Genomic DNA, 13235 nt, shown 5'->3' on the forward strand with positions numbered 1-13235 from the left:
CTGTCAGGTACAAGACATTGCGTCTCGAACGAAAGGCCGCGCCGGGGCGTTGTACGGCCCGGAGCGGCCCTCATCGCTGCCGGTGGGTCCGGTGGCCGCGGCGTCTGCGCAGCGCCTCGGCCAGCGCGGTGCTCAACTCCCGCGGCATCCGCGTCGATCCGTCCGTGGTGGCCACCAGGGAACCGGCCACCGTGCGCAGCTTGGTGTTGGTGTGCTGGGAGACCTCCACCAGTACGTCCCACGCCGAGTGCGGCGTGCAGCGGCACATCACCATCACCATGCCGCGCGCCTGGTCGATCACGGCGCGGCTCTCGATCGCCTGCTGGAGCTGCCCGACCTCGTCGCGCAGCCGTTCGACCTCGGCCTCCAGGGCGACCCGGCGTGCCGCGCCCAGGAGGTCGTCCCGGCCCTCGCCGTCGCCGTGGCCGTCGCCGTCCACGGACGCCGGCCCTCCGGCCGGACCCGCGCCGTCCGGCACGACGGCCCTCCGGCCCTCGGCATCACGGTCTGCGTCGTCGAAGGTGCTCATTCCTCGTCCTCGGTAACGGTGGCCCCGGCGTGCGCCGACAGGGCGCGGTCGCCGGAAGGCCGGTGGGCAAGGGGTACGTCGCGGTGCGGGACGGCAGGCGGGGAGGCACCTCGGGACGGCAGGCGAGGAGAGGAGTCGCTCGACGAGAAAGCGGCGCCGGAGGCTGTGAGGTCCCAACCTCCGGCGCCTTCGCACTGGCAACCGGTTGCTCGCGCGTATGCCGTCCCGGTAGCCGTGACACGGCGCCTTGAAACCGCCCCGGTCCGGTCAGAATCGCTTCGCCGGACGGACGCGCGGCCGGGCGGAGGGCCCGACCTGGGCGGAGGATCCGGGTGCGGGAACCGCGCAGCCGGGGGAGGGCGGGCCGCCCCGGGCGTCGTACCCGGCCGGAGAGCGGCGCGCGCCCGACGCCGGGGGGTGCGCGGCGGTGGCGCCGGAAGGCGCCTGCGCGGAGGTTCGGGTGGGCGCAAGGGTCACGGCGGGGTCCTCTCCCATCGACTGCCCGGACAGGGGACAGCGCGGGAGAGGACACACAGACCCGGACCCGGCGCCTTCGGCGCCGCGCCTGGTCACACGGAAGCGGAGAACTCCCGCGCTGTGTGCCTCCCGATCTGAAGCACTGATCACACCGCTGCCCCGCCCCGAACAGCCCAAACACCCGCCCGGCCCGGGCGGCGGCGACGGAGGTGTGGCGTCGGCCACCGGCCGGCGCCCAGGTAGGCCGGCGGGGAGACCACGAGGACGACCGGGAGACGGCCGGTGCGCCCGGACCCCGCACGAAGGGGCCGGGACGGAGGTCAGCGTGCGCCGGGGATCTCGCCGGTCTCGGTCACCCGGCGTGCGATGTCCCGGAGCTTGACGTTCTGGTCCTGCGAACTCTTGCGCAGCACCGCGAAGGCTTCGGCCTCGGAGACCTTGTACCGCTCCATGAGGATGCCCAGGGCCTCGCCGATCTCGCTGCGCGACTCCAGCGCCGTGGCGAGCTGGGCGTGACTCCGGGCGCTGGAGAGGGCGACCGCCGCGTGCGAGGCGAGCAGCCAGCCCGCCTGCTCGGACTCCTGGCTGAAGGTGCGCGGCTCGGCCGCGTACATGTCGAGCGCGCCGAGGTTGTCGTCCTCGGTGTAGAGCAGGATGCCCATCATGGAGCCGATGCCGAGCTGCCGGGCCCGTGGCGCGTAGCGGGGCCACCGCTCCACGTTGGTCGTCATGTCCTTGATGCGGTAGATCTCGTTGCGCTTGCGGGCCGCGTCGAAGCACGGCCCCTGGGCGTACTCCTCCTGGGCCGCGTCCGACTCCCGCACGAGCTGGTCGGTCGACGCCAGGGTGCGGACCTTCCTGCCGCCCTCGACGGTGAGGATGCCGGCGTAGTCGCAGCCGTCCACGAGCCGCACGGCGTTGTCCACGATCAGGTCGAGGGTGTCCTGCACGGACTCCTGGGCCAGCAGGCTCCGGGCCAGTTCCGCCAGGTGGGAGGCGAAGTCCTTCCACGAGCTGTCGTCCACTGCCGCCCTCTCCGTCGGTGGTTCTCCCGGGCTCTGCCTCTTCCTCGGGCGAGGAGCCGTACCGTCTCGACGCCCCTCACCGTCCATTTAACCCCCGGGCCGCGTTCGCGGCTCTGCCGCACCGGCGGACGGCGTGCGGCGGCCGTGAGCGGGCGTGCGGCGGCCCGTCCGGCCGGAAACGGCGAAGGCCCCTCGCTCGGCGAGGGGCCTTCGGTGTCTGTGCGCCGTCAGGGACTCGAACCCCGGACCCGCTGATTAAGAGTCAGCTGCTCTAACCAACTGAGCTAACGGCGCGTGTCGACGGAGGAAATACTACCTGGTCCCGTGCGGTGCTCGTGACCACGGGCTCCCGCCCCCTTTGTGTCGTTGCGTCCTCAGATGGCCAGGGAGAGCATCACGGGGGCGGCGCGTTCGTTGAGGGTTTCGGCGGCGGTGCGCAGGCGGTGTGCGTGTTCGACGGGGAGCGAGAGGGCGAGGCAGCCCACGGCGGTGCCGGCGGTGACGGGCACGGCGGCGCAGACGGTGCCCACCGCGTACTCCTGGAGGTCGAGCACGGGGACGGTGGGCGGCTGTCTGTCCAGGGTGTTCAGCAGGAACTGCTCGTCGGTGATCGTCCGCGAGGTGAGGCGGGCGGTGCGGTGCCGGGCGAGGTGGTCGCGGCGCCCGTCGTGGTCGAGCTGGCCCAGCAGGCACTTGCCGATCGCGGTCGCGTGCCCGGCCGAGCGGAAGTCGACCCACTCGTTGGCAGCCGGGGTCTCCGGGCTGTCGGCGCAGCGCATGATCTCCACCTCGCCGTCCGTGTAGCGGCTCAGGTAGACCGCCGCGCCGAGGGTGTCGCGCAGCTCGGAGAGCGTCCGGTCGATGCGGTCGCGCAGCGCCCGCTCCCGGTCGCCGCCGGAGGACAGCAGCACCAGCGACTCGCCGACGACGTACGCGTCGTCCTCGACCTGTTCGAGGTAGCCCTCGCGACGCAGCATCAGCAGCAGATGGGAGAGGTGGCCGGGCGGCAGGCCGGTGTCCCGGAGGAGTCGCTCCTCGTCGATGCCGCCCGGATGCCGGGCGACCGTCTCCAGCACGCGCAGGGCGTACTGGACCGAGTGCGTGCGCGCCGTCGGATCGGGCCGGAGTGTCACGGAAGACCCCCTGGAAGGTAGTGACCATCCGCTGCGTTGCCGAAGCGGGGGGTGACGGGCATGCGTACACGATAACCGTCAACACCCTTCCGTGCGCGGGGTGTTGCCACCTTCGTCATATGCCGACAGCACGGAAGCGGAATATGGGGGGCCGGTGAAGGCCGGAAAGAACGGACGGCCGCGGCGCCGCGCCCCGAGGGGCACGGCACCGCGGCCGTCCGGCGCGGCGGTTCAGAGCACCGCGCTGAGGAACTCGCGGGTGCGCTCGTGCTCCGGGTCGGTGAAGATCTTCTCCGGCGCGCCGGACTCGATCACCCGGCCGGAGTCGAACATCAGCACGTCGTCGGAGATGTCCCGCGCGAAGTTCATCTCGTGGGTGACGACGAGCATCGTGATGTCCGTGGTGTGCGCGATGTCGCGCAGCACGTCCAGGACGCCGGCCACCAGCTCCGGGTCGAGCGCCGAGGTGACCTCGTCCAGCAGCAGCACCTGCGGGCGCATCGCCAGCGCGCGGGCGATGGCCACGCGCTGCTGCTGACCGCCGGAGAGCTGCGTGGGGTACTTGTCGATGTGCTCGGTGAGCCCGACCAGTTCCAGCAGCTCGCGGGCGCGCTGCTCCGCCTCGTCCTTGGACATGCCCAGGACGTGCACCGGCGCCTCGGTGATGTTGCGGAGCACCTTCATGTTGGGGAACAGGTTGAACTGCTGGAAGACCATGCCGATCTTCTTGCGCACCTCGCGGACGTGCTTCTCGCCCGCCGGGACGAGCTGGCCGCCCTTCTGCTCGTGCGTGAGGTAGTCGCCGGCGACCTTGATGGTGCCGTCGTCCGGCTTGAGCAGGGTCATCAGCAGTCTCAGGATCGTGGTCTTGCCCGATCCGGAGGGGCCGATCAGCGTGACGTGCTTGCCGGAGGAGACGGTGAAGTCCAGGTTGTCCAGGACGACGTTGCTCCCGAAGCGCTTGGTCACGCCGTCGAAGCGGATGAGCTCGCTTCCGTCCACGGACGGGTTCGCGGTGGCTTTCGAAGGGGTGTGGTCACTGGACAAGACGACGCTCCAGAGCTCGAAGAAGAACGGATGCCGGGTACGCGATGACGATGAACGCGATACCGACGACGGTGATGGCCTCCGTGGTGAAGGTCTCGTTGCTGAAGGCCGACGCCTCTCCGAACATCTCGAAGGCGCCGATGACCGCGATCTGCGGCGAGTCCTTCAGCATGGACACCACGTAGTTGCCCAGTGCGGGCACGACCCGGCGGATGGCCTGCGGCAGGATCACCGAGGTCCAGGTGCGGACCTTCGGCAGACTCAGCGCGGTGGCTGCCTCCCACTGGCCGACCGGCACACCGTTGATGCCGGCGCGGTACACCTCGGCGGTGTACGTCGAGTAGTGCAGGCCGAGGCCGATCACACCGGTGGTGAGCGGCGACATCGCAGGACCCCACTCGGGCACCACGTAGAACAGGAAGAACAGCTGCACCAGCAGCGGCGTGTTCCGGATGAACTCCGTGAACGCCGTCACCGGCCAGCTGATCCAGACCTTCTCGGAGCGCTGTGCGATGGCCCAGACCAGGCCGAGCGTGAACGCGATGAGCGAGCCCAGCAGCAGCGCCTGGAAGGTGACGATCACACCGTCCCAGAAGCGAGGCATGAACTCCTCGACGACACTCCAGTCCCATGCCTCGTTCATGCCGCGCCTCCCGCGCCGTGACTACGGGCTTCCGTGCTCATGCCGGTGGGGTTCAGCCGCCGGCTCAGCAGGCCGCCCTTCTTCTCCGGCTTCTGGCCGATGCCCGCCTTGGCCTGCCGCTCCAGGGCGCGCATGCCGCGGGTGAGCGCGAAGGCGATGACGAAGTACAGGACCAGGATCAGGGTGTAGATCGGCGCGCTCTCCACGTCGACGATCCTGATCAGGTTCGCCGCGAACAGCATGTCGGCGACGGTGATGGTGGAGACCAGCGCCGTGCCCTTGAGCAGTTCGATCAGCAGGTTGTTGAACGGCGGCACCATCTCGGGCCAGGCCTGCGGGATCTCGACCCGCCGCAGCCGCTGCATCTTGGTGAAGCTCAGTGCGATCCCCGCCTCGCGCTGAGCAGGTGCCACCGCGGCGAGGGCGCCGCGCACGATCTCCGAGCCGTAGGCCCCGTAGGTGAGGCCCAGCGCGAGCACGCCCGCGAACATCGGCACGAACTGGAGGTTCAGCAGCGTGGGCACCGCGAAGACCATCCAGAACATCATCACCAGCGCCGAGGTCCCGCGGAAGATCTCGAAGTAGGCGCCGGAGAGGAAGCGGACGATCCACACGTCCGAGGTGCGCAGGATGCCGACGACGAACGACACCACGGCGGCCAGCGCCGCGCTGTACAGGAGTACCTGGATGGTGATCCAGATGCCTGGCAGGAACCAGGTCGTGAACATGCCTGAGGTCATCATCAGGAGCACAGCTCCTTCGCCGTCAGATCGGTCATCTCGTCCTTCGTGAAGCCGAAGGGCTCCATCAGCTTGAGCAGACCGGCGTAGTCGTTCTCCTTGAGCTTGAGCAGCTCCTCGTTGAAGGCGTCACGCAGGTTCTTCTCCGACAGGCGGAACGCGAAGCCGCCCGCGCCGTACATCGGATCGCCGTCGACGTACGGCTGGAAGGCGTCAGTCGCCTCGACGCGGTCGGAGCCCTTCACCGCCCGCGTCACCGTGATGTTGGTGCCGGCGAACGCGGCGACCCGGCCGGAGCTGACCGCGCTCACGCCGGCCACCTGGTCGGGAAGGATGAGCAGGTCGCTCTCCTTCACGCCGTTGCCCAGCGCGTAGTCGATCTCGGCGTACGCCTCGCCGGTGGCGAGCTTCAGCCCCTGCTCGGCGATCTCCTTGTAGGTCTTGATGCCCTTCGGATTGCCCTTCGGCACGATGAAGGAGTCGAGCATGATGTAGTCCGGATCCGCGAAGAGCACCTGCTCACAGCGGACCGGGTTGATGTACATGCCCGCCGCGACCGTGTCGAACTGCTGGGCCTTCAGCCCGGGGATGAGCGCGCTGAACTCGACCGGGACGGCCTGGGTCTCCGGCACGCCCAGCTTCTCGAAGATGTACTTGGCGATGGCGGGAGCCTCACCCGTGGCCTCGCCCTCCTTGTTGACGAAGCCGTACGGCGGCTCGCTGGCGATGCCGAGCCGGACCACGCCCTTGTCCTGCAGGCGCTTGAGCAGGTCGCCCCCTTCGACCTTTCCCTGCGGCGGTGCGATGGTGCACCCCGCCGCGCCGAACGCACCGAACGCCGCCGCTCCTGCAAGGAGTGAGCGACGGCCGATACCTTTTCCTTCGAATGGCGTTCTCGCCCTGAGTGGTGGAGCCATGGGCGCGCGGCTACCCAAGCTGAGGAAAAGCATGCAGATCGTTTCCAGCCCTTGATGACACCGTTGTGGGCTTGACGACGGCGCCGGTATTGACAGGTCGCGCCAGTATTGACGGGCGGGGAGAAGATCCCCGCCCGACACGACGGCGGGGTCACCCGTCGGCACCGCTCCGGGCACCGCGCCGGGCCAGAACGTGAGAGGGAGGCAGCATGCCGGACCGCTTCATCGAAGTGTCCCTGGACAAGCGAGGGGTGAGCTGCACGGCCAGGCTCCTCGACGAGCGCGCGCCGATCACCTGTGACGCGGTGTGGAACGCGCTGCCTCTCGGCGGCGACGTGTACCACGCCAAGTACGCGCGCAACGAGATCTACGCCCTCATCCCGCCGTTCGCCCCGGAGGAACCCCCGCTGGAGAATCCCACCATCACGCCCATCCCCGGCGACCTGTGCTACTTCACCTTCACCGACACACAGTTGGGCACGAAGTCCTACGGCTACGAGACCGAGGCCAAGCACCAGGGACGCACCACCGTGGTGGACCTCGCGCTCTTCTACGAACGCAACAACCTGCTGATCAACGGTGACGCGGGGTGGGTGCCCGGCATCGTGTGGGGGGCGGTCGTGGACGGCCTCGACCGGATGGCCGACGCCTGCCAGGACCTGTGGCGGGCCGGCGCGCTCGGCGAGACGCTCAACTTCCGCCGCGCCTGACCCACACCCGGCCCACGCCCCGCACAGGCGCGTACGGCCCCCGCCCGAGGCGGGCGGGGGCCGTACGTGTACCCGAGAGCGTGCCGTCCGAGTCCGAGTCCGAGTCCGAGGCCGCAGGCGGCCCGCGGCCGGGAAGGGCCAGCCCCGGGTGTGCGGCGTCAGGCCGCGGGAGGCCGTACGCCGGAGGCCACGCCCGCGCCGTACAGCGCGTGCGCCGCCCGCAGCACCAGCGCGTCCCCGTGCCGGGGTCCCACGATCTGGAGGCCGATCGGCATCCCGTCGCCGTCCACTCCGCAGGGCAGCGAGCACGCCGCCTGCTGGGTGAGGTTGAACGGGTAGGTGAAGGGCGTCCAGCTCGTCCAGCGCGGGTTCTCCGACCCGGCCGGCACCTCCACCCCGTTGCCGAACGCCGTGATCGGCATGGTCGGCGTCACCAGCAGGTCGTACTCCTCGTGGAAGCGGCCCATGTGCCGGCCCAGCGCCATCCGCTCGTCCACGGCGGCGAGGTAGTCCAGCGCGCTCATCCGCGCCCCCAGCTCGCTGACCTCCCGCAGGCCCGGGTCCATCCGCTCCCGTTCCGCGTCGGTGAAGAACTGCGTGGTGCGCGCCGCGCCGGAGAACCACAGCACGTGGAAGGACTCCACCGGGTCCGTGAAGCCCGGGTCCGCCTCCACCACGTGCGCGCCCAGGTCCGTCAGCAGGTCCACGCCGCGCCGCACGGCTGCGGCCACCTCCGGGTCCACGTCCACCTGCCCGCCGAAGCTGGGGGAGTAGGCGATCCGCAGGCCCGCCACTCCGCCCGCCAGGCCGTCGCGGAAGGTGCCCGCGACCGGGCCGAGCTGTGACCAGTCCCGCGCGTCCGGGCCGCTGATCACGTCCATCAGCAGGGCCGCGTCCTCCGCGTCCCGCGTCATGGGGCCGACGTGCGCCAGCGTGCCGAACGCGCTCGCCGGGTACATCGGCACCCGGCCGTACGTCGGCTTCAGCGCGAAGGTGCCGGTGAACGACGCCGGGATGCGCACCGAGCCGCCCGCGTCCGTGCCCAGGCTCAGCGGCCCGGCACCGACCGCCACCGCGGCCGCACTGCCCCCGCTGGACCCGCCCGCCGTGCGCTCCGGGTCGTACGGGTTGCCGGTCGCGCCGTGCCGCGGGCTGTCCGTCACACCCTTCCAGCCGAACTCCGGCGTGGTGGTGCGGGCCAGGAAGACGGCGCCGTTCTCCCGCAGCCGCGCCACCGAGGGGGCGTCCTCGTCCCACGGCCGGGAGTCCTCACCCACGGACCACGAGCCCTTGAAGGTGGGGACGCCGCGCTGCAGCAGGATGTCCTTGACCGTCACCGGCACCCCGTCGACCAGCCCGGCCGGTTCGCCGCGGCGCCACCGGTCCTCGCTGGCCCGCGCCTCCTCCAGCGCGGTCTCGCCCAGAAGGCGGACGAACGCGTTGAGCCGCGGCTGCGCGGCCTCGGCGTGCTCCAGCGCGGCACGCGTGACCTCGACGGGCGAGAAGTCGCCGGCGGCGTACCCGGCGACGAGCCGGGACGCGGTCAGGGCGGTGAGATCGGACAACGCGGCCTCCTGAGTGCCGTGAGGGACGGAACGGTGGGACGGGTCAGGTCGCGGGGACATAGCCGAGGCCCTTGTCCACGACGTTGTGCAGCGGCTCGCCGGCGTACCAGCGGTCGAAGTTGTCCAGGAACTGCACGGCCAGGTCGTTCCGCCAGCCGACGGTGTCGCCGCTCATGTGCGGGGAGATCCACAGGCCGGGCGCCTCCCACAGCGGGCTGTCCTCCGGCAGCGGCTCGGTGTGGAACACGTCGAGCGCCGCCCCGGCGATGCGGCCGCCGTGCAGCGCCTCCAGCAGGTCCGCCTCCACCACGTGCTGACCGCGGCCCACGTTGATGAAGTGCGCCCCCGGCTTCATCCGGGAGAACGCCGCCGCGTCGAACATGCCGCGCGAGGACTCGGTCAGCGGAGCGACGCACACCACCCAGTCGGCCCCGGCCAGAAGGGTGTGCATACCGTCGATGGCGTGGACGCGTCCGAAGTCCGGATCTCCTTCCCGCTCCGTGCGCCCCACGAGATCCACCGTGACACCGAGTGCCATAAGCGTGCGGCCGATTTTCCGGCCGATCGGGCCCGAACCGACCACCACCGCCCGGGTGCCGCCGACGCGGAATGTCTCACGGTGCCGCCAGCGCCGCTCGCGCTGCAATTCCCAGCTCCCGCGGAAATCCTTGGCCATGGCCACGACGAGGCCGGTCACGTATTCGGCAATGGGCTGGTCGAATACGCCGCGTGCGTTGGTGAGGACGGTGTCCGAATCCGCCAGCTCGGGCAGCAACCGGTCCACCCCGGCGGACGGCGTGTGGACCCAGCGCGGGCGGGGTCCACCACCCGGCCACGCCTCCCGCACGGCGTCCGACAGGAAATCCCACACGAGCAGCACATCCGCCTCCGGCAGCCGTTCTGCCAGGGATTTCTCGTCCGCGTGCACCACCCTCGCGCGGCCCGAGAGGCGGTCGAGGTCGGGCAGCGGATCGGTGTCCAGGACCAGTACGCAGGTGTCGGACATACAGGCGTCAACCAATCGGAGGAGGGTGGCCGGAGAGTGTCGTGCGGTGCACCGGGCAGGGGTGGAAGGGGAGTGTGACGAAGAGCCGCGAGGCGGCCCACCGGGAAGGATTGACCACGGTAGGTAGCGGGCTCTACCTTCGTCAATGAAGGCATCTGTCCCGGCGTCCCGGCCCGGCCGGTTTCCCTTTTTCTTTCCCCCATCCTCTTGGCATGTCCGCCACCCCTTCGTCTGTTTGGGGCTCGTGTAAATGGATGTCTCCTTCCTCGGTGGACCGCAGCCGCAGCGCGGCGTCGGAATCGTGGCACCCTTCGACTTCGCGCTGGACCGCGAGTTGTGGCGCTGGGTGCCGGACGACGTGTCGCTGCACCTGACGCGGACCCCGTTCGTCCCCGTCGAGGTCAGCCTCGACCTGGCCCGGCTCGTCAGCGAGCACGAGACGCTGCGCGAGGCCGTCAACGCGCTCGGCGCCGTGGCCCCCGAAGTGCTGGCCTACGCCTGCACGTCCGGCAGCTTCGTCGGCGGCACGGCAGGAGAACGCGCGATGAGCGTCGCGATGGAGAGCGCGGGCGAGGCGCCCGCCCTCACCACCTCCGGCGCGCTGCTGGAAGCGCTGGAGGAGCTCGGCGTGCGCCGCGTCGCCGTCGTCACCCCGTACACCAAGTCGGTCACCGACTCGCTGGAGGACTTCCTCGGCGAAGCCGGCATCGCGGTCACCGGCCGCAGCTACCTCGGCCTCACCCGCGAGATCTGGCGCGTCCCCTACCGGGACGTGGTCGGCATGGCACGCGAGGCGGTCGCCGACGACCAGCCCGACGCACTCTTCATCAGCTGCACCAACCTGCCCACCTACGACGTCATCCCGCAGCTCGAAGCGGAGCTGCGGATGCCGGTGGTCTCCGCGAACCAGGTGACCGTCTGGGCCGCGCTGCGCCGCATCGGCAAGGACGCCGTGGGCGCCTACCAGGCGCTGCTGGACCCGGTGGCCCGACGCGGCCCGGCGGCGATGACGCCGACCACGGCCGAGCCCGCGGTCGCGGAGGGCGAGCCCGTCCTCCGGGAGACCGCGTTCGAGCCGGTCGCCGAAGAGCTGCCGGGGGCGGCCGTGACGGAGGAGGAACCGGCCGAGCCGGTACTGCCCCCGCCCGCGACCGCCGCCGCGCCCTCCCCGGCCGACCCGGTGCTCGACGGCCACGAGGCCGAGGCACAGCCCTGGTACGACGAGTGGGGCAGAGGCCCGCAGCCTCCCGTGTAGGGCCTGGTCCGTCGGAGCGCGACGAAGACGGCGACGGACGGGGTGCCGGGCCCTGCGAGGGCCCGGCACCTCCATGAAGGTACGGACACGGCGGCAGGCCGGCGTGTCCCCGGCGCAGGGCCGGCGGGCCTCCGGCCGAACTCCGGCAGAGCAACGAACGAACGAAAGAGACGAAGGAGGCGTAGATGGCGAACGCTGTGGGGTTCCTCTACCCCGGCCACTCGGCGGAGGACGACTACCCGCGACTGGAGGGCATCCTGAACGAGGCGGGCGCCGACGTGCGCCTGCCCCTCGTGCACACCGACATCGGCGAGGACGCCCACCGGGCCGACGCGCTGCTGGAGATGGGCTCCGCCCACCGGCTCGCCGACCGCGTGGCGGAGGTCAAGCGGCACGACGTCGAGGCCGTCGTCTGGTCCTGCACCAGCGCCAGCTTCGTCTTCGGCTGGGAGGGCGCGCACGACCAGGTGCGCGAGCTGTCCGCCACGGCCGGCCTGCCCGCCTCCAGCACCTCGTTCGCCTTCGCCCGCGCCGTCCAGGCGCTCCGCGCCGAGCGCGTCGCGATCGCGGCGACCTACCCGGAGGACGTCGCGGAACTCTTCACCGCGTTCCTCAAGTCCGCCGGCGCGGAGGTGGTCTCGATGTGCGGCAGCGGCATCATCACCGCGGCCGAGGTCGGCACCTGGGGCAAGGAGGAGGTGCTCGCCCTCGCCCGCGGCGGTGACCACCCCGACGCGCAGGCCGTCCTGCTGCCGGACACGGCGCTGCACACGGCGGCGTGGATTCCGGAGATCGAGGCCGTCCTCGGCAAGCCGGTCCTCACCGCCAACCAGGTCACCGTCTGGGAAGGGCTCCGCCTCCTCGACCGCACGGTCACCTGCCCGCCGCTGGGCCGCCTCTTCGGGGCGTAGCCCCGCCGCCCCGGGTGTGGGAGGGCTCCTCCGGGAGCCCTCCCACACCCGGGGGAAGCAGGTCCGGCGCCCGCCGCCGACGCCTCACCCGCACCGGCGCGGGAATGACGCGGCCCGGTGCACGGTTGCCGCCTCACGAAGGCGCTACCGAACGAGAAGGCGAGTCCCACCCCGTGAGTGACCCGGCGGCGAACAGCGAAGCGATACGCGGCGAGGCGAGGGGCACCGCGCCCGTCCCCCTCTCCGTCCTCGACCTGGCCACCGTCGGCGCCGGACACACCCCGACCGACGCCTTCCGCACCTCCGTCCGCCTCGCCCGCCTCGCGGAGTCCCGCGGCTTCACCCGCCACTGGGTGGCCGAGCACCACTCCATGCCGGGCGTCGCCAGCACCGCGCCGGCCGTGATCCTGGCGCATCTCGCCGCCCACACCGACCGCATCCGCCTCGGCTCCGGCGGCGTGATGCTCCCCAACCACGCCCCGCTCTCCGTCGCCGAACAGTTCGGCACGCTGGAGGCCCTCGCGCCCGGCCGCGTGGACCTGGGCCTGGGCCGCGCTCCCGGAACCGACGGGCTCACCGCCTCCGCACTGCGCCGCACCGACCAGCCGCGCCCGGACGCCGACGAGTTCCCGCAGCAACTGCTGGAACTGACCCGGTTCCTCGACGACGACTTCCCGCCCGCGCACCGCTACCACGGCCGCGTGCACGCCGTGCCGGGGCCGGTCCAGGGCGGCGACGGGTCGCGTCCGCCGATCTGGCTGCTCGGCTCCTCCGGCTTCAGCGCCCGTCTCGCCGGGGAGCTGGGCCTGCCGTTCGCCTTCGCCCACCACTTCTCCGCCGCCCAGACGCAGCCCGCCCTCGCCCTGTACCGGGAGACCTTCCGCCCCTCGGAGGCGCTGTCCGAGCCCTACGCGCTGATCGGCGTCTCCGCGCTCGCGGCGGACGACGAGGAGGCGGCACGGCGCCAGGTCATGACCGGCGCACTGGCGATGCTGCGGCTGCGCACCGGACGGCCCGGACTCGTCCCCACGCCCGAGGAGGCCGCGGCGTACCCGTTCGGACCGGCGGAGCAGGACTTCGTCGACGGGTGGCTGGCCAACGTGGTGCACGGCACACCGGACGCCGTACGGGACGGGCTCGACGCGCTGGCCGAGCGCACCGGCGCGGACGAACTGATGCTGACGGCCAACGCGCACACGCCCGACGCCCGCGTCCGCAGCTACGCCCTGATCGCCGACGCGTACGACCTGCCGTTCCTCTGACGTCCGCGACCGCAC

Annotated in this window: 13 protein-coding genes and 1 tRNA gene; 4 read left to right on the plus strand and 10 right to left on the minus strand. The window is 71.5% G+C overall.

From position 1 onward, the window contains the following. Positions 1 to 70: 70 nt before the first annotated feature. The 8 genes from K304_RS28140 to ehuB all read right to left on the minus strand — a co-directional run bounded on the left by K304_RS28140 (position 71) and on the right by ehuB (position 6511). The gene (locus K304_RS28140; RefSeq protein WP_106965558.1) at positions 71 to 529 is read right to left on the minus strand and encodes an ANTAR domain-containing protein; all 459 of its coding nucleotides are present in this window, start codon (positions 527 to 529) and stop codon (positions 71 to 73) included. Between the two features lie 797 nt (positions 530 to 1326). Further along, positions 1327 to 2031 carry a GAF and ANTAR domain-containing protein gene (locus K304_RS0109310; RefSeq protein WP_027763524.1) on the minus strand — a complete coding sequence of 235 codons (705 nt, stop codon included), beginning with the start codon at positions 2029 to 2031 and terminating at the stop codon, positions 1327 to 1329. A gap of 220 nt (positions 2032 to 2251) precedes the next feature. After that, positions 2252 to 2325, minus strand: a tRNA-Lys gene (locus K304_RS0109315). A gap of 80 nt (positions 2326 to 2405) precedes the next feature. Continuing rightward, positions 2406 to 3164, minus strand: a complete 759-nt coding sequence (locus K304_RS0109320) for an IclR family transcriptional regulator domain-containing protein (RefSeq protein WP_027763525.1) — start codon at positions 3162 to 3164, stop codon at positions 2406 to 2408. Positions 3165 to 3395: 231 nt separating this feature from the next. Beyond that, positions 3396 to 4166 (minus strand): ectoine/hydroxyectoine ABC transporter ATP-binding protein EhuA, encoded by a 771-nt coding sequence (gene ehuA, locus K304_RS0109325; RefSeq protein ID WP_394813501.1) that lies wholly within the window; start codon positions 4164 to 4166, stop codon positions 3396 to 3398. Positions 4167 to 4200: 34 nt separating this feature from the next. Next, positions 4201 to 4854, minus strand: coding sequence for an ectoine/hydroxyectoine ABC transporter permease subunit EhuD (ehuD, locus tag K304_RS0109330; protein WP_027763527.1), 654 nt, complete (start codon positions 4852 to 4854; stop codon positions 4201 to 4203). Then, entirely contained in the window at positions 4851 to 5594 is a 744-nt protein-coding gene (ehuC, locus tag K304_RS0109335; RefSeq protein WP_027763528.1) for an ectoine/hydroxyectoine ABC transporter permease subunit EhuC, read from the minus strand. The genes ehuD and ehuC overlap by 4 nt, the downstream gene beginning before the upstream one ends. Before the next feature lie 2 nt (positions 5595 to 5596). Further along, a complete protein-coding gene (gene ehuB / locus K304_RS0109340) occupies positions 5597 to 6511 on the minus strand; it encodes an ectoine/hydroxyectoine ABC transporter substrate-binding protein EhuB (RefSeq protein ID WP_027763529.1) in 915 nt (304 codons plus the stop codon). 209 nt (positions 6512 to 6720) lie between these two features. Between ehuB and K304_RS0109345 the strand changes: the two genes are divergently transcribed. Continuing rightward, the gene (locus tag K304_RS0109345) at positions 6721 to 7221 is read left to right on the plus strand and encodes a DUF3830 family protein (RefSeq protein ID WP_027763530.1); all 501 of its coding nucleotides are present in this window, start codon (positions 6721 to 6723) and stop codon (positions 7219 to 7221) included. Positions 7222 to 7379: 158 nt separating this feature from the next. Here the strand turns inward: K304_RS0109345 and K304_RS0109350 are convergent, their stop codons facing one another. Together K304_RS0109350 and K304_RS0109355 are read right to left on the minus strand one after the other, a co-directional pair. Continuing rightward, positions 7380 to 8786 carry an amidase gene (locus K304_RS0109350; protein WP_027763531.1) on the minus strand — a complete coding sequence of 469 codons (1407 nt, stop codon included), beginning with the start codon at positions 8784 to 8786 and terminating at the stop codon, positions 7380 to 7382. Between the two features lie 43 nt (positions 8787 to 8829). Then, positions 8830 to 9792 (minus strand): D-2-hydroxyacid dehydrogenase, encoded by a 963-nt coding sequence (locus K304_RS0109355; protein ID WP_027763532.1) that lies wholly within the window; start codon positions 9790 to 9792, stop codon positions 8830 to 8832. 250 nt (positions 9793 to 10042) lie between these two features. Between K304_RS0109355 and K304_RS0109360 the strand changes: the two genes are divergently transcribed. The 3 genes from K304_RS0109360 (at position 10043) to K304_RS0109370 (ending at position 13220) form a co-directional block, all read left to right on the plus strand. After that, on the plus strand, positions 10043 to 11047 hold the full coding sequence (locus K304_RS0109360; protein WP_027763533.1) for an aspartate racemase/maleate isomerase family protein: 1005 nt from the start codon (positions 10043 to 10045) through the stop codon (positions 11045 to 11047). A 185-nt stretch (positions 11048 to 11232) separates the two neighbouring features. Then, positions 11233 to 11958 (plus strand): aspartate racemase/maleate isomerase family protein, encoded by a 726-nt coding sequence (locus K304_RS0109365; RefSeq protein WP_027763534.1) that lies wholly within the window; start codon positions 11233 to 11235, stop codon positions 11956 to 11958. A 173-nt stretch (positions 11959 to 12131) separates the two neighbouring features. Beyond that, entirely contained in the window at positions 12132 to 13220 is a 1089-nt protein-coding gene (locus tag K304_RS0109370) for an LLM class flavin-dependent oxidoreductase (RefSeq protein WP_027763535.1), read from the plus strand. Positions 13221 to 13235: the final 15 nt, after the last annotated feature.

This window comes from Streptomyces sp. CNS606, assembly GCF_000426325.1.

Bases quoted from the DNA above. Each gene is read 5' to 3' on its own strand.
- ehuB (WP_027763529.1), bottom strand. From the start codon at position 6,511: ATGGCTCCACCACTCAGGGCGAGAACGCCATTCGAAGGAAAAGGTATC.
- K304_RS0109345 (WP_027763530.1), top strand. From the start codon at position 6,721: ATGCCGGACCGCTTCATCGAAGTGTCCCTGGACAAGCGAGGGGTGAGC.
- K304_RS0109365 (WP_027763534.1), top strand. From the start codon at position 11,233: ATGGCGAACGCTGTGGGGTTCCTCTACCCCGGCCACTCGGCGGAGGAC.
- K304_RS0109360 (WP_027763533.1), top strand. From the start codon at position 10,043: ATGGATGTCTCCTTCCTCGGTGGACCGCAGCCGCAGCGCGGCGTCGGA.
- K304_RS28140 (WP_106965558.1), bottom strand. From the start codon at position 529: ATGAGCACCTTCGACGACGCAGACCGTGATGCCGAGGGCCGGAGGGCC.
- ehuD (WP_027763527.1), bottom strand. From the start codon at position 4,854: ATGAACGAGGCATGGGACTGGAGTGTCGTCGAGGAGTTCATGCCTCGC.
- K304_RS0109355 (WP_027763532.1), bottom strand. From the start codon at position 9,792: ATGTCCGACACCTGCGTACTGGTCCTGGACACCGATCCGCTGCCCGAC.
- ehuC (WP_027763528.1), bottom strand. From the start codon at position 5,594: ATGACCTCAGGCATGTTCACGACCTGGTTCCTGCCAGGCATCTGGATC.